This window comes from Brevibacterium pigmentatum, assembly GCF_011617465.1.
GTDB lineage: Bacteria > Actinomycetota > Actinomycetes > Actinomycetales > Brevibacteriaceae > Brevibacterium > Brevibacterium pigmentatum.
The window spans coordinates 2,856,942-2,874,639 of sequence record NZ_CP050153.1; the positions used below are offsets into that span (position 1 = coordinate 2,856,942).

16 protein-coding genes are annotated in these 17,698 nt (G+C 66.3%); 2 read left to right on the plus strand and 14 right to left on the minus strand.

What is annotated here, in order from left to right:
- Nucleotides 1-422 precede the first annotated feature (422 nt).
- The 3 genes from GUY30_RS12990 to GUY30_RS13000 all read right to left on the minus strand — a co-directional run bounded on the left by GUY30_RS12990 (nucleotide 423) and on the right by GUY30_RS13000 (nucleotide 4,732).
- The gene (locus GUY30_RS12990; protein ID WP_167198318.1) at nucleotides 423-3,023 is read right to left on the minus strand and encodes a bifunctional metallophosphatase/5'-nucleotidase; all 2,601 of its coding nucleotides are present in this window, start codon (nucleotides 3,021-3,023) and stop codon (nucleotides 423-425) included.
- Nucleotides 3,024-3,254: 231 nt separating this feature from the next.
- A complete protein-coding gene (truA, locus tag GUY30_RS12995; RefSeq protein WP_167198321.1) occupies nucleotides 3,255-4,109 on the minus strand; it encodes a tRNA pseudouridine(38-40) synthase TruA in 855 nt (284 codons plus the stop codon).
- Nucleotides 4,106-4,732: a LemA family protein gene (locus GUY30_RS13000; protein WP_167198324.1), complete on the minus strand. Its 627-nt coding sequence runs from the start codon at nucleotides 4,730-4,732 to the stop codon at nucleotides 4,106-4,108. The genes truA and GUY30_RS13000 overlap by 4 nt, the downstream gene beginning before the upstream one ends.
- A gap of 250 nt (nucleotides 4,733-4,982) precedes the next feature.
- On the opposite strand from GUY30_RS13000, the gene GUY30_RS13005 reads away from it, so the two are divergent.
- Nucleotides 4,983-6,164, plus strand: coding sequence for a glycosyltransferase family 4 protein (locus GUY30_RS13005; protein ID WP_208091412.1), 1,182 nt, complete (start codon nucleotides 4,983-4,985; stop codon nucleotides 6,162-6,164).
- A 33-nt stretch (nucleotides 6,165-6,197) separates the two neighbouring features.
- Here the strand turns inward: GUY30_RS13005 and GUY30_RS13010 are convergent, their stop codons facing one another.
- The 9 genes from GUY30_RS13010 to GUY30_RS13050 form a co-directional block, all read right to left on the minus strand.
- Nucleotides 6,198-6,764: a cysteine hydrolase family protein gene (locus GUY30_RS13010; RefSeq protein WP_167198327.1), complete on the minus strand. Its 567-nt coding sequence runs from the start codon at nucleotides 6,762-6,764 to the stop codon at nucleotides 6,198-6,200.
- A gap of 196 nt (nucleotides 6,765-6,960) precedes the next feature.
- Nucleotides 6,961-7,611 (minus strand): energy-coupling factor transporter transmembrane component T family protein, encoded by a 651-nt coding sequence (locus tag GUY30_RS13015; protein WP_167198330.1) that lies wholly within the window; start codon nucleotides 7,609-7,611, stop codon nucleotides 6,961-6,963.
- Nucleotides 7,608-8,336, minus strand: a complete 729-nt coding sequence (locus GUY30_RS13020) for an energy-coupling factor ABC transporter ATP-binding protein (RefSeq protein ID WP_407645282.1) — start codon at nucleotides 8,334-8,336, stop codon at nucleotides 7,608-7,610. Before GUY30_RS13020 ends, GUY30_RS13015 begins: the two co-directional genes overlap by 4 nt.
- Complete coding sequence (locus GUY30_RS13025; protein WP_167198333.1) at nucleotides 8,333-8,989, minus strand: biotin transporter BioY; 657 nt, start codon at nucleotides 8,987-8,989, stop codon at nucleotides 8,333-8,335. The genes GUY30_RS13020 and GUY30_RS13025 overlap by 4 nt, the downstream gene beginning before the upstream one ends.
- A 184-nt stretch (nucleotides 8,990-9,173) precedes the next feature.
- Nucleotides 9,174-10,757: a glutamine-hydrolyzing GMP synthase gene (gene guaA / locus GUY30_RS13030; RefSeq protein WP_167198336.1), complete on the minus strand. Its 1,584-nt coding sequence runs from the start codon at nucleotides 10,755-10,757 to the stop codon at nucleotides 9,174-9,176.
- 171 nt (nucleotides 10,758-10,928) lie between these two features.
- The gene (locus tag GUY30_RS13035) at nucleotides 10,929-11,366 is read right to left on the minus strand and encodes a DUF3817 domain-containing protein (protein WP_167198339.1); all 438 of its coding nucleotides are present in this window, start codon (nucleotides 11,364-11,366) and stop codon (nucleotides 10,929-10,931) included.
- Nucleotides 11,367-11,368: 2 nt separating this feature from the next.
- Complete coding sequence (locus GUY30_RS13040) at nucleotides 11,369-12,313, minus strand: SURF1 family protein (RefSeq protein WP_228281327.1); 945 nt, start codon at nucleotides 12,311-12,313, stop codon at nucleotides 11,369-11,371.
- 55 nt (nucleotides 12,314-12,368) lie between these two features.
- Complete coding sequence (locus tag GUY30_RS13045) at nucleotides 12,369-13,502, minus strand: GuaB3 family IMP dehydrogenase-related protein (protein WP_167198342.1); 1,134 nt, start codon at nucleotides 13,500-13,502, stop codon at nucleotides 12,369-12,371.
- Nucleotides 13,503-13,637: 135 nt separating this feature from the next.
- A complete protein-coding gene (locus GUY30_RS13050; protein ID WP_167198345.1) occupies nucleotides 13,638-14,543 on the minus strand; it encodes a LysR family transcriptional regulator in 906 nt (301 codons plus the stop codon).
- Between the two features lie 200 nt (nucleotides 14,544-14,743).
- On the opposite strand from GUY30_RS13050, the gene GUY30_RS13055 reads away from it, so the two are divergent.
- Entirely contained in the window at nucleotides 14,744-15,499 is a 756-nt protein-coding gene (locus tag GUY30_RS13055; RefSeq protein WP_228281329.1) for a LysE family translocator, read from the plus strand.
- Between the two features lie 74 nt (nucleotides 15,500-15,573).
- Here the strand turns inward: GUY30_RS13055 and panC are convergent, their stop codons facing one another.
- Nucleotides 15,574-16,476: a pantoate--beta-alanine ligase gene (gene panC / locus GUY30_RS13060; protein ID WP_167198352.1), complete on the minus strand. Its 903-nt coding sequence runs from the start codon at nucleotides 16,474-16,476 to the stop codon at nucleotides 15,574-15,576.
- Entirely contained in the window at nucleotides 16,476-17,462 is a 987-nt protein-coding gene (gene panB / locus GUY30_RS13065; protein ID WP_208091413.1) for a 3-methyl-2-oxobutanoate hydroxymethyltransferase, read from the minus strand. Before panB ends, panC begins: the two co-directional genes overlap by 1 nt.
- Between the last annotated feature and the right edge of the window lie 236 nt (nucleotides 17,463-17,698).

The window sequence follows — 17,698 nt, forward strand, 5'->3', positions numbered from 1 at the left end:
CCAACGGTAGTCTCAACTTCCCCCGCTCGTTGCAGAACGCTCCCGCAGCAGCACTTTGCACTCGTACACCGGTGCACATTGCGACTAGCTAGCGGAGATGACAATGACGGTGACGGATGCTCTGCAGAAAACGCCCTTCACCAGCGCATCCCTCACCGTCAGTGGCGTCCCCGCCGCTTTCGCGCACAACACCCTCTCGGCGCCAATTCGCACTCGTGCACTGGTGGACTATGCAACTACGTGGTGGAGATAGAGCAATCGGTGAGAGATGGTCCTCCACGAGAGATGCGAATGCGACAAAGGTCCGTGCACACAATGGCGGGGCCGGACAGTGTCTGGAAACGACGGCGGGGCCGGAGAGAAGAACTCTCCGGCCCCGCCGTCTCGTGTCAGCCTGACACAGCGTCTGATGCCAGTCTGACTCAGCTCTCGAGGCTGAGCTTGCGGCGACGGACGATCGTGACCGCCGTGCCGCCGGCGACGATGAGGGCCAGGGCCGCAGCGACGATGTTGAAGGTCTCGAAGCCGGTGCGCGGCAGATCGCCGCCGTCCTTCGAACCGTTCGCATCGGCCCCAGTTCCATCGGCCGAACCACCGTCGGCAGATGCATTCGCGCCATCGGCTCCGCTCCCGGCATTCGACGAACCGTCTGATCCACCGGCCGCATTGTCCCCGCCATCGGCAGCGCCACCATCGGCGTCTCCGCCGTCGGCCGAACCGTCATCTCCGGCTGAGGCATCTGCGTAGTCACCGACTGCCGCGGTGGCTTCGAACCCATGCGCCATCGGCAGCGGGTTGTCATCCCACCACGGTCCTTCGACATTCGCCTGCACGCTGACCTTGACGGTCACCTCACCAGAAGCATCTTTCGGCGCAGTTACGGTCACGGGAGTCTCGGACTCCCCCGCCGGGATCGAATCGAGAGTGATCGTCGTGGCAGCCGCCTCGGCGCTGACCTCAGGGGCCTTGCCCTTGGCAGCATCGGCGGAAGCCGACTGGGACTCGGACTGTGCGGCCGCCTCGGCGGTATAGCCCTCCGGCAGATCGACGGTGACGTCGACGGGACCGGAGACCTCGGACTTCGCATTCGACTTGAGCGCGAACTCGGCACTCTCGTCCGGCCTGATGGTCTTCGGCCCGGTCAGCTCGGCGCTCAGATCACCGTTGTCGATGACGTCCTTGGCCGCGTCTGCCTGACGCTCGTTCTTGTCCGGGGTGACGTCCTTGCCTTCGGCCTGGTGCTTGTTGAAGTAGTTCTCCCAGGTCTCGAAGTCGGTCAGGCCGGACTGTTCGAAGTCGCCTTTGGCGAAGGAGGTGAAGTTGTCACCACCGGCGGCGAGGAAGCTCAGCGTCGCAACCCGGTAGTCCTGATTCGGGTCGATCTCCTTGCCATCGACCTTGACGGACTTCACGTGCTCACCCTTGTCGGCATCCGTGTCATAGACGACGTCGAGGTCCTCGGAGATGCCCAGGTGGAGGAACGACCGGGACGCACCGTCGGGCTGCCACTGCTCTTCGAAGAGGCCGATGACGTCCGACCCCTTCATCGTCACGACACCGTGGTCGTTCGCGAAGGGAAGCACGCTGTTGAGCTCGGCAACGGTGACTTCGCACTTCTCCTCGGAGTTGTAGATGTCATCGCAGAGCAGATCGGTGCGCAGTCCGCCCGGGTTCGTGATGCCGAAGTCGGCTTCTTCCAGTTGGGTCTCTTCGACACCTTCCTTGAGCGCATCGGCGACGAGGTTGCCGAGCGTGGACTCGGCACCGCGGTCCTCCTCGCCGTCCTTCTTCGCTCGGGTGATGTCCTCGCTGATCGTGCCGGTGACCTCGGAGCCGAGTTCCTTGGCCTTCTCCTCTGCGTCGCTGACGATGCCGGCGACCTTGTCGACGACCTCGGAGTCATAGCTCTTGTCCTTGGTCTTGATGAGATCGATGCCGCTGGCCTGCCAGTCGCTGTTGCCGTCGACTCTCATCGTCACCTGACCGACGTATTCGCCGTAGCTGCCGGCCTCGATGACGGGACGGGTGCGATCGGGCTCACCGGGTACGGGAGCTTCGAAGGTGTACGGAATGTGGGTGTGGCCGGTGAACATGGCGTCGACCGAGGCGTCGGCCTCGGTGACGAGCTTCTTGAACTCCGCGTTCGACGCCTTCGCGTCTTCCAGGCTCTCGGTCGACGACGCGCCGAGGTGGGCCTCGACGACCGTCATATCCGGTCGTTCGTCCTCGGGCAGGTTCTCGAGATCGTCGGCGACGCGGTTGACTGCGTCCGTGGGGTCACCGAAGTCGAGGTCGGCGATGCCGTCCGGTGAGACGAGTGAGGCGGTGTCCTTGGTGACGACGCCGATGACGGCGATCTTGACTCCCGCCACGTCGACGATGGAGTACTCGTCGAGGCCGTCGACGACATTCTGAGTTCCCTTGTCGTAGACGTTGGCCGCCGAGTACGGGAAGTCGGCTTCGTCGCTCACTCGTCCCGTGAGGTCATCGATGCCTTTGTCGAATTCGTGGTTGCCGACCGCAGAGGCCTCGACACCCATGGCGTTCAGGACATCGAGCGTGGGCTTGTCGTTCTGCGATGAGGAGGTGTAGGTCGAGGCACCGATATTGTCACCGGTCGAGAGCAGAGCAGTGCCCCTGTTGTCGCCGCTGGTGCCGAACTTCGCTCGCTCCTCCTCGACGACCGAGGCGACCTGAGTGCCTGCCTCGGAGATGCGTCCGTGGAAGTCGGTGATATTGAGCAGCTGGACCGAGGTGCCCTCGGGCGCCGACTGCGCCTCGCTGTCGGAATCCTGATCAGCGCCCGCGTCGCCCTCCGATGTCGCGGACTTGCTGCCGGCGGACGAGCCGTTCGATGTCTCGTCGGAGTCTGCAGGAGCCGATTCGCTCGGCGCTGTGGCGCTGGTGCCGGTCGAATTTCCGTTGCCCAGAGAGGGTGCCCCGATGGCGGGCGCGAGGCCGGGCAGAGTCAGCATTGACACTGCGGCGCCCGTGGCCAGCACTGTGGTCACAAGTTTCGACATGTATTCAGTTCCTTCGATCGATCAGTCAGTCGCACATCAACCATGCCGGTGGGGATGAAGACGGATTCCATCCTGCAGTGCCAATGCGAACTCAGAGTTACTTAAGTGTGAATCTACACAGGATTCTCACACCTGGAAAGAGGAATTCTCACATGATCCCGACTTGCGCGATAAAAGGCGGCTTGATGCTGCGGCTTGATACTTCTGCAGGAGACCCGCCGAACCGTCGGCCTATTCCTGGTCGCGGCGGGCCATCGTCTGGGCGTTGCGAGCAGCGTAGTCCTCGGGTGCCGGATAGCCGACCTCGGTGAGGACGAGTCCTTCGGCAGGCGTGACGAACATGGGCACTTCGGGGGTCAGCCCGGCGTCCGCCTCGGCGATGAGTTCGGCCGGGCGGGTCACCGCCCAACTGCCGGATCCGACCTTGATCAGTCCGCCGACGAGCGCACGGACCATGTGGTGACAGAAGGCGTCGGCACGCAGATCGATGGTGATGACAGCTTCCTGATCGCGCTCGACGCGCAGCTCATACAGGGTGCGGATCGTCGTCGCGCCCTCCCGGGGTTTGCAGAACGGCAGGAAGTCGTGGAGCCCTTGGACCTCGCGCGCGGCCTCGGCCATGGCTTCGGCATCGAGTTCGCCCTTGTGCCGCGGCGTCACCTGGGTCAGCAACGGGTCGATGAAGGACCGATGATCGGCCAACCGGTACTGATACGACCGCCACAGCGCGGAGAACCGAGCGTCGAAGTCCTCGGGCACCTCGACCACCGCGTGGACGACGATGTCGTGGAACTCACCGGCGATGAGGACTCCGCGCAGACGTGACAGGAGGGCCGCCTCGGCGGATCGATTCGACTGGCCGATGAGCTTGCCGATCGCCTCATCGCCGAGATCGATGTGCACGACCTGACGGCGGGCGTGGACGCCGGAGTCGGTGCGGCCGGCGACGACGGTGGCCACCTCGGTGCCGGTGATCCGTTCGAGCCCGGATTCGACGGCGGCCTGGACCGTGCGCAGCCCCGGCTGCTTGGCCCAGCCGTGGAAATCCGTGCCTCGATAGCCCAGGTCCAGACGGAAGCGGGTCATGGGGTCATCCTCGCCGAGGCGGGACCCGCCGTTCCGGGACCGCCATCGTCATCGATCGCCTCGGTGAATGGGGCGCGGGGCTTGAATACCCCGCCGAAGAGGCGGGAGACCAGTCGCGCCCGCTGCCGGTGATAGCGTTCGACATTCGTGTTGTAGAAGCGCGCACCGGCGAGGATCCGTTCGGTGAGCACCTGCAGCTGGCCGTGCAGAAGCTGGATCGTCGTGTCGATCTCTTCGTTGACCGCAGCCCGCTGGGAACGGGCAGAGTCCGAGGTGAGGGACCTCTCCGTCAGCGCCGCGGGGATGAGTGCGGCGTCATCGACGGCGTCGGTCAGGGCGTTTTCGGCTGCGGCGCCGCGGTGGTCGAAGGAGGCGCGTTCGGCAGAGGCGAGCGCGAGTTCGAGCCGGGACAGGTCCTGTCCGGCGATCTGCTGGAGGGTGCCGATATAAGCGGGCACGAGAGCGTGGCGGGCGCGGATCTCGCCGATGAGCTGGCGTTTGGCCTCGTCGCACAGCGACCGGGCCATGGACAGCTGGTTGAAGCGCAGGACGGTGAGGATGACGAAGAGGACGATGAGAGCGGCGAGCACGCAAGCGCCGACGATGAACCAGACCACGGCCATTCCCCTCGTTCCATGTGCTGCGCGAGCATTTCCGACACCTCAGTTTACGCGGGGTTCAGGCTCGTCGCGAACAGGTCATCATCCGGACACCGAGACGACCATGCGCGGTCACGGAGACGGTCCAACACCAGTCACCGACACCGGCATAGAGCGGTCGCTGGGGCCACGATGGGCCGATTTCGGCCAGATGTCGCCGACCTGTCGCCTTCGGGTCATGCGCTCGTCACCCGGCGGGCCTTAGCTGGGGCTCGTGAGAGTAGCGATCGTTGCAGAATCCTTCCTCCCCAATATGAATGGGGTCACCCACTCACTCCTGCGGGTCCTCGACCATCTGGCCGACCGCGGCGACGAGGTCCTCGTCATCGCTCCGGGCACGCGCAGGGACGGTCCGAAGGAGGTCGCCGGCGCCCGCATCGTCCGGGTCCCCTCGATCGCCTTGCCGAAGTATCGGCGCATCCGTGTCGCCCCCGGCGGCGTCACCCGGATCCGCCGACTGCTGCAGCGCTTCGCCCCGGACGTCGTCCATCTGGCCAGCCCGTTCGTCCTCGGTTGGCGCGGGGTCCTCGCCGCCCAGGCACTCAATCTGCCGACCGTGGCGATCTACCAGACCGAGGTTCCCGCCTATGCCGCCCGGTACGGAATGCACGGCATCGAGGCCATGCTGTGGAACCACGTCCGCAATATCCACCAGCATTCCTCTCTGACGCTGGCCCCGTCCTCGTACACGATCGATCAGCTGCAAGGGCTCGGGGTCGCCGAGGTGGCATTGTGGGCCCGTGGGGTCGATTCCTCCCGCTTCGACCCGGGTCACCGGTCCGAGGCCTGGCGTCGAAGCATTGCCCCGAACGGTGAGAAGATCATCGGCTTCGTCGGCAGGTTGGCCGCGGAGAAGCAGGTCGAAGACCTGGCCGCGCTCACCGATCTGCCCGGGGCGAAGGTCGTCATCGTCGGTGACGGTCCTTGGCGGACACGTCTGCAGCGGCTGCTGCCGGAGGCTCATTTCACCGGGTTCCTCGGCGGGGATGCCCTGGCCCAGGCGGTGGCGAGCTTCGACCTCATGGTCGCCCCTGGTGAGCTCGAGACCTTCTGCCAGACGATTCAGGAGGCCATGGCCTCCGAGGTGCCGGTCATCGCTCCCGCCCGAGGCGGCCCGCTCGACCTCGTCGACTCCTCACGCACCGGGTGGCTCTACACCCCGAAGGACCTCGGTGCCATGCGAGCGCATGCGGCCGACCTCCTCGGCGACGAGGCGAAACGGCGGGCTTTCGGAGTCGCCGGTCGTGAGCAGGTGCAGGCCAGGAGCTGGAAGAGCGTGTGCTCACAGCTCGTCGGCCACTATTCGCGGGCGATCGAGAACCCCGCCCCGCAGGTGCTCGGCCGCGGATTCAGCTCGATGGTCAACTCCGGACTGGAGAATCCACTCCCCTACTGATGCGACCACGTGGCCGCGGCCTCGCCTCGGCGCTCAGGCGAGGCTTGTCGTCCAGTCGGCGACAGTGAGCACTGTCGCCTGCTTGGGGAACACTTTCTCGGTGAGCACGGTGTGCACTTCGGGGTCGCGGTCGGCACAGGCGTCGGAGAGCACCGTGAGTTCGAAGTCGAGGTCAGCGGCCTGACGCACCGTTGAGAGCACGACTCCGCTCGTGGCGACTCCGGCGAGAACGAGAGATGATGCCCCATAGCCGCGCAGCAGCACCTCGAGGTCGCTGCCGGTGAAGGCGCTGATGCGACGCTTGGTCACGATAGGCTCGCCCTGATGGCGGTCGAGGGTTTCATGGATGCTCGTCGAGGCATGCGTCTCGTCGACGTCGCCATGAGCGGCGATCTGCGCGAACGACGCCGTTGCGGCCAGTTCGGGATGTCCTTCGCGCAGGGCCACTCGCACCCAGACGACGGGGATGTCGTGGCTGCGGGCTGCGGCGACGGCGTCACGCGCGCGTTCGAGCACACCGGTCGAGGCGAAGGCGTCGTCTCCGGCGATGCCGTTCTGGAAGTCCATGGCCAACAGGACTGTATTCTCGGTGCCGGTCATCATGTCTCCTTCGGTTCGGGCGGGGGTTCGTCCCCTCTGCCGCCGAGGCTACTCCTCCCACCAGGTGTTCCGCTGAGTCCCGGCTCACAACCGGCTCAGACTCTCGGAATCGAATCGCCGACCGCTCACGTCAGCGTCGCCGCATCAAGCTATGCGATGAGCGATCGACGGCAACTCGAGCGGTCGATCGAGACGGTCAGTCCACGATGCCGCGGGCGTCGAGTGCCCGGCCGGTGTCCTGTGCGTACTTGACCGACCGAAGGATCGCCGGGACGACCCGAGCCTTGATGCTCGAGTCCATTCCCCTGGCCCGCGCGGCACGTTCAGCCTCCCCGAGCAGGCCGGAGATATGCGAGATCGCCCGGACCATGAGGCCCGCGGTCAACGCGATCGCTTCCGTATTCACCCCGAAGAACCGCAGCGGTGAGACGATCACGGTGAACGCGTCGAGCAGCTGCCCCACCGAGGTGGTCAGGGTGAGCATCAACGCCGCCTGCACACACGCGAAGATGGTCCCAGCGACCGCCAGGCCCGAGCCGGTGGATCCGAAGAAGAACTGCAGCCCCATGATGAGCGCCACGAGCACCGCGACGTAGATCCACGTGAGCAGGAAGTTTCGCAGCCGCAGCCGAGCCGTGAATCCGATGACGACGAGGACTGCGAACATCGACCAGTTGACCGTCGCGTCGCGGAATATGAGCGCCACGATGCCGATGATCCCGATCACCGACAGTTTCACCCCGGTCGGCACATCATGCAGCCATCCCCGAGGATGGGCCACCTTTCCGAAGAGCTGCGGGCGGGATTTGATGCCCGCCTTCTTCCGCCACGTCTCCAGCTGGGTCATGGCGTATCGCTCATGATGATGTTCCGGTAGGTGGCGACCGCCTCGGCGGGGGTGGAATCGGCTGCGATTCGACCGTCTTCGACGACCACGGCGCGCTGGGCGATCTGTGCGAACCCCAGATCATGGGTGGTGAGGATGATCCGCACTCCGCGCCGCGTGACGAGTTCCTGCAGATGGAGGCGCAGGCGCTCCTTGTTGCGCAGATCGAGCAGAGTCGTCGGCTCGTCGAGGACGAGGATCTGCGGGTCGACGGCGAGCACAGCGGCCAAGGCCACGAGCTGCCGCTGACCGCCGGAGAGTTCGTAGACACTGCGATCGGCGAGGTCGGCGATGCCGAGCTCATCGAGGACCGCCAGCGCCGCGGCCCGACGTTCCCTCTTGGGCACAGATTTGCGCAGGGACAGTTCGATGTCCTCGATCGCGGTCGGCATGACCAACTGCGCGGCCGGATCGGTGAAGACGAAACCGACGCGCGATCGCACCTTCGCTGCCTGGCGGCGCGGGTCGAAGCCGTCGACGAGGACTTCGCCCGCATTCGCTGTGACCAGACCGTTGAACAGCTGCAGCAGGGTCGACTTTCCCGAGCCGTTCGCGCCGATGACGGCGACGATGTCTTCGGTGAGGGTGAGGTTGACGTCTTGGAGGATCGGGCGCACGACATCGCCGTCGGGTCCTTCGTCGAGGACTCCGACGCCGACGTCGTTCAGCCGGATCTCCCGTGTCACTTGGCGTCCTGCTCCTGACGCACCGACACCGATTCCACGCTGACGCCGCGACGACGCAGGATGTCCGGGAACGCACGGTGGATGAGCAGAGCCACCGAGGCGGCCAGGATGTTCTTCACAATGTCACCGGGCCAGTAGATGAGGTCCGCGGCCGCTGCCGCACTCAGCGGCAGGTCGCCGTTGATCGACATGCCGAGGATGCCCAGGGGGTGGTTGAGCAGGATGCTGCCGCCGAATCCGCCGACGAACAGTGCCACACCGAGCCTCATCCCCTTGAAGCGACGCACGGCCCAGTGAGCGGCAAGTCCGGCGACGAGGGCGTAGAGGGCGAACGAGACGATGTAGCCGGCGCTCGGCCCGGCGAGGATGCCGATTCCGCCGCGCATCCCCGAGAAGATCGGCAGGCCGACGAGCCCGAGCACAACGTAGAGCAGGGTGGCCGCGAATCCGCGCCACGGCCCGAGCACCATTCCACACAGAGCGATCGAGAAGGTCTGCAGAGTGATCGGCACACCGAGGGGCCCGACCGGGACCGGGGGCATCATCGCAAAGGCCGCGATCAGCGCAGCGAAGACCGCAATGAGAGCGATATCCGTGCCGGCAGAGCGGGGGCGGGTGATTCCCGCCGAGGTCGTGCTGTGAGTCGGTGTCATGAGTACTCCATTGTTCGTGGTTCGTCCGGCTCCGGACCGGGGAACGCTCGAGGCGGCCTCGAGCGCCCCTCAACTGTAGCTGAACGGTGTTCAGGAGCAGTACTCGGGGGTCTTATTCGAAGCCGCCTCGGTGAGGGTGTGCCCACGTTTCCGTGCGCAGGAGCCCCTCAACGGTCGCGGAGGATCACTCCCATTCGATGGTGCCCGGAGGCTTCGAAGTGACGTCGAGGACGACGCGGTTGATGTCGTCGACCTCGTTGGTGATGCGGTTGGAGATCACGGAGAGCACGTCATAGGGGATGCGCGTCCAGTCCGCGGTCATCGCGTCTTCGCTCGAGACCGGGCGCAGCACGACGGGGTGGCCGTAGGTGCGGCCGTCGCCCTGGACTCCGACGGAGCGGACATCAGCCAGGAGCACGACCGGACACTGCCAGATCTCTCCATCGAGGCCGGCCTTCGTCAGCTCTGCGCGGGCGATGGCGTCTGCCTTGCGCAGGATGTTCAGTCGCTCCTCGGTGACCTCGCCGATGATGCGGATGCCCAGGCCGGGGCCGGGGAACGGCTGGCGGGAGACGATGACCTCGGGCACCCCGAGCTCGCGGCCGATGGCGCGGACCTCGTCCTTGAACAGGGCGCGCAGGGGTTCGATGAGCTGGAACTGGATGTCATCGGGCAGGCCGCCGACATTGTGGTGGCTCTTGATGTTCGCGGTGCCCGATCCCCCGCCGGATTCGACGACGTCGGGGTAGAGGGTGCCCTGGACGAGGAAGGCGATCTCTTCGCCTTCACCTTCCTGAGCCTCGAGCACGAGGTCGGCGGCGGCGGTCTCGAAGGTGCGGATGAACTCGCGGCCGATGATCTTGCGCTTCTCCTCCGGGTCGGTGACTCCGGCGAGTTGGGACAGGAACTGTTCGCGCGCATCGACGGTGACGAGGCGGACGCCGATCGAGTCGACGTAGTCCTTTTCGACCTGGACGCGTTCGTCCTGACGCAGCAGACCGTGATCGACGAAGACGCAGGTGAGCTGATCGCCGATGGCCTTGTGGACGAGCGCCGCGGCCACGGAGGAATCAACGCCGCCGGAGAGGCCGCAGATGACCTTCTTGTTGCCGACGCGGGCGCGGATGAGTTCGACCTGTTCGTCGATGACGGATTCGTTCGTCCAGTCGGCTTCGAGGCCGGCGACGTTGAACAGGAAGTTCTCGAGGATCTTCTGCCCGTTCTCCGAGTGGAGGACTTCGGGGTGCCACTGCACGCCGGCGAACTTCTTCGCCGCGCATTCGAAGGCTGCGACGGGGGTGTCCGGGGTGGAGGCGAGGACGTCGAAGCCGCCGGGCGCCTCGGCGACGGAGTCCCCGTGGGACATCCAGACCTTGTAGTTGCCCGGGGTCTCGGCCAGGAGTGCTCCGGCCTGCGACACGGAGACCGGGGTGGATCCGTATTCGCGCTTATCGGTCTTGGCTACGCGGCCGCCGAGGGCGGTCGACATGAGCTGGAAGCCGTAGCAGATGCCCATCGTGGGCACTCCGAGGTCGAACACCGAGGTGTCGAAGTTCGGGGCGGCGGCGTCGTTGACGCTCGAGGGGCCACCGGAGAGCACGATGGCCACGGGGTTCTTCGCCGCGAACTCGGACGCGGGCGCGTCGTGGGCGATGATCTCCGAGTACAGGCCGGCTTCGCGGATGCGGCGCGCGATGAGCTGGGCGTACTGGGCGCCGAAATCGACGACGAGGACGGGGGGCACCTGCGTGCTCTGGGATTGCGTCATGATCCAATTCTAAGCGTCGGCGACCGGACGCCCGAATTCGGGTCAGACGGCCATCTCAGTGCGGTTGCGCACGCATCGACGGGCCACCTCGGTGAGGGGTGAACTGGGCCGGCCTCACCACCGCGGTTGCGCACGGATCGGTGGGCCGCCTCGGGGAGGGTGGGTTCTGTCTTAGGACTTGGGGGCGACGACGACGGCGGCTTCGAGCTCCGCGTCGACCTGGCGGTGGATGCGACGTTCGAGGATGAACGACATCACGGGCACGACGCCGGCCAGGGCGAGGATGAGGTAGCGGCCGAGCGTCCAGCGCATCTGCTGATTGAGCCAGAAGCAGCCGATGAGGTACACGACGTAGCACCAACCGTGGCAGATCGCGATGGCCGCGGCGAGGTTGAAGCCGCCGAAATTCAGGGCGGTGGCCGGGTCGGCGGCGATGAGGTACTTGTAGATCATCTCGACCGTGAGGATGAGCAGCATCGTGCCGGTGATGAACGCCATCACACGGTAGAACTTCAGCGCATTGCGCGCGGAGGTGAAGCGTTTGACGCTCCACACGTCGTTCTCGTCGAAATCGGGGCGGGAGTCCAAGGACTCGTGTTCTTCGCTCACGCTCAGTTTCCTCCGGTCGTGGAAGTGTCGGTCGGTTCGGATGTCTTTCCGGGCGTCTTCCCGGCCTTCTTTCCGGGTGTCTTCCCCGGCTTCTTCCCACCGTGACGATGGGCCGGCAGTCCGGTCAGTCCGGACATCACCTCGGGGTCGATGGTCGCATCGCCGGCGGGTTTGACGACAACATACTCGACGCGCTTCTCCGAATCCTGGGAGTCCTCGTCGAGGCGGCGCCGGACGAAGTCGTCACGCAGCAACTGGAACCACATGTAGAGGGCCATGGCTGCGAAGATGATCCACTCGAGGGCGTAGACCGCCGACTGCAGATCGAATCCGCCCTCGTCGCGCGTGGTCGTCGTCGGTACCTGTTCGAGGCCGTCGGTGCCCACCGAGGCGGCCGCGCCGTCGGCGGTTTCGGGGATGAGGAACCCGGAGTAGGTGAGCAGGTCGGGGAACAGGTTGATGATCTGCGAGGTCGAGACCGTGTGCACCTGACCCTCGGGCAGGTCATTGCCCTCGACGGGGCCTTCGATGGGCCCGATCCGCGCGGTCAGTTCGACCTGGCCGTCCCGGGCCTCGGAGGTCATCGCCGTATCCTCGTCGGTGGTGAAACCGCGGACGACGGGGATCGCGATCGTCTTCTCATCGGCGTTCGGGACCTTGACACCCTCACCGAGGTGGCCCCCGTCCGGGGCGAACATCGTCACGACCCAATATCCGGAGTCCCCGTCCTGGACGCGTCCGGGGATGACGACCTGAGCGTCGGGGATCCAGTGTCCTGACAGGCTGACCCGCTGGTCGGCGAGGATGCCGGGCATCGGGGCCTGGGCGTCCATGACGTCGTTGAAGTCCTTGAGCTCATCGACTTCAGCGGATTCCGTGACGTCGTTCTTGTGCTGGGCTCGGTCGACCTGCCACGCGGAGAGTCCGACGAAGCAGGTGACGAGCACCAGGACGAGGAGCAGGGACCCCAGCCATTTGGGGGTCAGTGCCAGGCGGAACAGATCAGACCACCGAACCAGTCTGGTAGGGCGAGACGGTGACGTCGACGCGTTGGAATTCCTTGAGGTCGAGATAGCCGGTGGTGGCCAGCGCCCGACGCAGTGCGCCGGCGAGGTTGAGTTCGCCGATCGCGGTGCGGCCGGGGCCGAGGAGCACCTGCTCGAGGCTGCCGACGGTGCCCAGTTCCACGCGGTGGCCGCGCGGCAGGTCCGGGTGGTGGGCCTCGGCGCCCCAGTGCATTCCGCGACCGGGAGCTTCGGTCGATCGGGCCAGGGCGGTGCCGAGCATGACGGCGTCGGCGCCGACGCCGAAGGCCTTGACGATTTCGCCGCTGGTGCCGAGTCCGCCGTCGGCGATGACGTGGACGTAGCGGCCGCCGGATTCGTCCATGTAATCCCGCCGGGCGGCGTGGACGTCGGCGACGGCGGTGGCCATCGGGGCGTGGATGCCCAGGGTCTTCCGCGTCGTGGCCGCCGCTCCCCCGCCGAAGCCGACGAGGACGCCGGCGGCACCGGTGCGCATGAGGTGCAGGGCCGCGGTGTAGGTGGCGGCTCCGCCGACGATGACGGGAACATCGAGTTCGTAGATGAACTGCTTGAGGTTGAGCGGTTCGGTGTGGGTCGAGACGTGCTCGGCCGAGACCGTGGTGCCGCGGATGACGAAGATGTCGACTCCGGCGTCGATGACGGTCTTGTAGAACTCCTGAGTCCGCTGCGGGGTCAGGGCACCTGCCACGGTGACCCCGGCTTCACGGATCTGCTCGAGGCGAGCAGTGATGAGTTCGGCCTGGATGGGGGCGGAGTAGAGCTCCTGCATCCGGGAGGTCGCCATCTCCGCCGGCAGCTGTGCGATTTCGGCCAGCTGCGGGGTGGGGTCCTCGTACCGGGTCCACAGTCCTTCGAGGTCGAGGACGCCGAGGCCGCCGAACTTGCCGAGCGAAATGACGGTCTCCGGCGACATGGCCGAGTCCATGGGGGCGCCGATGAACGGCAGCTCGAACTGGTAGGCGTCGATCTGCCAGGTCAGGGACACGTCTTCGGGGTCGCGGGTGCGCCGAGCGGGGACGATGGCGATGTCGTCGAGCGAATAGGCGCGACGGCCGCGCTTGCCTCTGCCGATTTCGATTTCAGAACTCACCCCAACAGCCTATCCCACCACCGTTCTCCACTGGTCTCAGCCCACTATGAGGAACGGCGCATCTCCCCTCCCAGGACTACCTGACGGGGGCCCAGCAACCTGGCGCCAGGTTGCTGGGCCGCCGTCGGGTAGCAATTAGGGGGTGGTGAGGTGGGACTCGACTGCTTTCGACGTGGCTGTGGCGAAGGCGCGGACGTGGGGTAAGTGCACGTCTCTGTCGCGGATGTGCATGACGACCCGGCGCATCGGGACGGGGTCGGTGAGGTCGACGGCGACGAGGCCGGGCGGCAGCTGCAGAGTCGAGAGCCGTGGGAGGACCGTGATGCCCATGTTTGAGGCAACGAGAGCCAATGCCGCGAAGTCGTCCTCGCAGGCGGCGAAGCTCCTGCGTTCGAATCCGGCCGCGGCACACGCATGATCGACGACCTTGCTCGAGGGCCCGGCCCACATGTCATAGTCGACCCAATGCTCGCCCTCGAGGTCGATGAACGGCACCGACTCTCGCCCCGCGAACCGGTGCCCCTCGGGGACGACGACCCGATAGTCATCATCGAAGAGCGGGATGCGCCTCATCTCCGGCAGATGGTTCTCCCCGTCCTGCGGAACCTCGGCGCGGATCTCGATGAGGCAGTGCCCGCGCCGGTTCTTCGCCGGCTCGTTGAGTTGGATGTCGAACCGCAGATCCGGATGATCCAGGGCCACGGCATCGATGATGCCCGGCAGCAGACGCGCATTGAACGAAGTGAACGCCGCAATCCGCAGCCGGGGCCTGCTGATGGCGCGGAAGCCTTCGACCAGATCGTCGAGGCGGCCGACCGCGGTGAAGACCTCCGCCGAATCATCGGCCAGACGTCGGCCGAGCTCGGTGATCTCGATGCCGCGCCCCGAACGACGGTAGAGCGGACCCCCGACGGCCTTCTGCAGGGTCGTGATGTGCTGGCTGACGGTCGCCGGCGTGTAGTTGAGGTTCTTCGCGGCCGCGACCACGGAGCCGGTGGCGACGACGGCTCGCCATATTCGGAGTCGATTGAGATCCCACATGTGTGCATCGTAGCCGTTAACCATTCGGTTCTGCCTGGTGATCGTTCACGATCAATTGCTTTTCCCGATTGTTCGGCGCAGGCAGAATTGAAGAGCGGGACATCCACGTCGCCCGGCCGGCAGGTCCGATGACCGCGGCCGACGCCGCCCCGACCCGCGTATCTGTCAGAACCCGACCCCCAACCGTTAGAAGGAGTGCTGTGACCGGACCCGAGATCTTGACCATCACCGGCGCTGCCGCCGCTCTGGCGATCACCCCCGGCCCCGAGACGATCCTCACGATCCGTCTGTCCTCCCTGCGCCGCAAGGCCGGACTCGTCTACGCCCTCGGCACGGCCACGGGCACCGTGATCTGGATGGTGCTGGCGCTCACCGGGGTCTCCGCCCTGCTCACGGTTTTTCCGGCCGCCGTCCAGGTGCTCAAGATCGTCGGTGGGCTCTATCTCTGCCTCCTCGGGCTCCTCGCCGGGCGGCAGGCGCTGCGGCTGCGTCGCGAACTCCGCACCGCCTCCGCGGATTCCGATTCCACACAGGCGTCCGACCCCGAAGACACACCCGATCCCGCGTCGAGCGCCACCGCCGAATCCCCCGCCGAGGCGGCCGCCGGCCCGGTCAGCGAGATCGCCCACGTCATGGAGTCGACTTCGTGGGGCCACTTGCGCTCGTTCGTTTCCTATCGCCGCGGCATCATCTCTTCGCTGTCCAACCCGAAGGTCGGCCTGTTCTTCCTCGCGATCCTGCCGACCCTCGTCCCCGCATCCCCGACCAGCATCGACTACACCGTGCTCGTCGCGCTGATCCTCGGCGTGCTCCTGTCGTACCAGCTTGTCCTCGCATGCCTGGCCAGCCTCGCAGCGTCGGCGATGGCCCACCGCAGCGCCGATTTCTTCATCGAGGCCGCCTCCACGCTCATCCTGCTCATCATCGGCATCGCCGTCATCGCGATCCCGATCTGAGCTGCTCCGGACAACGAAAGGCCGAATGCCGAGGCTGATCGTCGCCCGGTGCGTTCTGAGGCGCACCTACGTGATCAGAATTCCAGCGGCAGATTGTCGATGAGATGAGTCCCACCGACCGTCGCGGAGACGAGCAGCAGAGCCGGTCCCGTGAAGTCCGGCGGGCACGGCCGCAGGGTCGCAGCCTCGACGAGACTGCAGTAGACGATCTCGAGATCCCCACGTTCAGCGGCCGTCTCCAGCTCGGCGAGCGCGGCCGCCTCGACGTCAGCAGGCAAGCCGACCCCAGCACCAGCCCCGGAATCAGAACCGCCACCGGCGCCGGACTCCGCCTTCTCACGGCTTCGCTCGGCCACCTCGGCGGCGGCGTCGAGGGCCCGCGGAATCGCCAGGGCACGTTCCCGATCGGATCCGGTGAGGTATTCGTTGCGGCTCGACATGGCCAGGCCGTCGGCGTCCCGGACGACGGGTAGGCCGACGAGTTCGATATCGAAGTTGAGGTCGGCGATCATGCGTTTGACCAGGACGAACTGTTGGATGTCCTTGAGCCCGAATACCGTGACGTCGGGGGCGATGAGAGTGAAGAGCTTCGCCACGACGGTGAGCACGCCGTCAAAGTGCCCGGGCCTGGCCGCGCCTTCGAATACGGCCCCCATGCGCCCGGCGACGACCCGCACTTCGGGTGCGGACGGGTACATCTCGGCCAGCGCCGGGGCGAAGACGAAGTCGACTCCGGCCTCTTCGCACTTCCTCAGATCCTCTTCGATAGGCCGCGGGTACTGGACGAAGTCCTCGTCGGCACCGAACTGGAGAGGATTGACGAAGATCGAGGCCACGACGAGATCGGACTCTGCGCGGGCACGCGTCATGAGCGCCTGATGCCCGGAGTGCAGGGCGCCCATCGTCGGGACGAGACCGACGCGGCCGGACTGCTCGGCCCGCCACCGGCGCAGTGCCTGGATGCCGCCGACCTCCATCAGTCGAAGCTCCTCTCGGTTTCGGGGAAGACCCCGGACTTCACTTCGTCGACATAGGTGCCGACCGCCTCGGTGAGCACGGAATGCAGGTCGGCGTAGCGCTTGACGAAGCGCGGGGCCCTCCCGGTGCGCAGACCGGCCATGTCCTGCCATACGAGGACCTGGGCGTCGCAGTCCGCACCGGCGCCGATTCCGACGGTGGGGATCGTCAGTTCGGATGTGACCTGGCCGGCCAGCCCGGAGGGCACCATCTCCATGACCACGGAGAAGGCTCCGGCTTCGGCCACGGCGCGGGCATCGTCGAGCAGGGCGCCGCCTGCGTCGCCGCGGCCCTGGACCTTGTAGCCGCCGAGGTTGTGCTCGGCCTGCGGGGTGAAGCCGATGTGCGCCATGACCGGAATGCCCGCCGTCGTGATCGCCTTGATCCGCGAGGCCATCCGCGCCCCGCCTTCGAGTTTGACGGCGTGGACCCCGGCTTCCTTCATGAAGCGCACGGCCGTGGCCACGGCCTGCTCATCGGAGATCTCGTAGCTGCCGAACGGAAGGTCGGCGACGATGAGTGCCCGGCTCGTCGCCGAGGCGACGGCACGGGCCAGCGGGATGAGTTCGTCGACGGTGACCGGCAGGGTGGTCGCGTGGCCATAGACGTTGTTCGCCGCCGAATCGCCAATGAGCAGGGCCTCGACACCTGCCTGTTCGAACAGGGCCGCCGTGTACTGGTCGTAGCTGGTCAGCATCGCCCACCGCCAGCCTTCGGCCTTGGCCTTGATGAGGTCGAGGGTCCGAATCCGCCGAGGCGGCGCTGCCGGTGCGGACACCGGACCGCCGTACGGGGCCGGCTGTTCCGCCGAGGCGGCCCCCGCCGTCGCGCCGGGGCTGGCCGTCGCGTTGGGGCCGGCCGGGGCATTGCCACCGGCAGCAGCGTTGCCCGCAGCGTCGGTGGCGGAGGAGGACGTGAACTGGTTCGAGTGTGCCGCTTCGGGCATGAGAATCCTTCAGATATGCGATGTCGTCGGTGCCGGCGCGGGCGGGGCGAGACCGACGCTTCGGTCCGAAGCCTCGGCAACTCTCACGGGGCGCCCACCGCAGTGCGCATCGACTCGGATTGCGAGCCAGACCACAGCCTATTGCATCCCCGGGCACAGAGCCATCGACCGTCACAGCGCAGAGCCATCGACCGCCGAGTTGTACATTGCCCACCCTCAGGATTAAGCTCAAATCT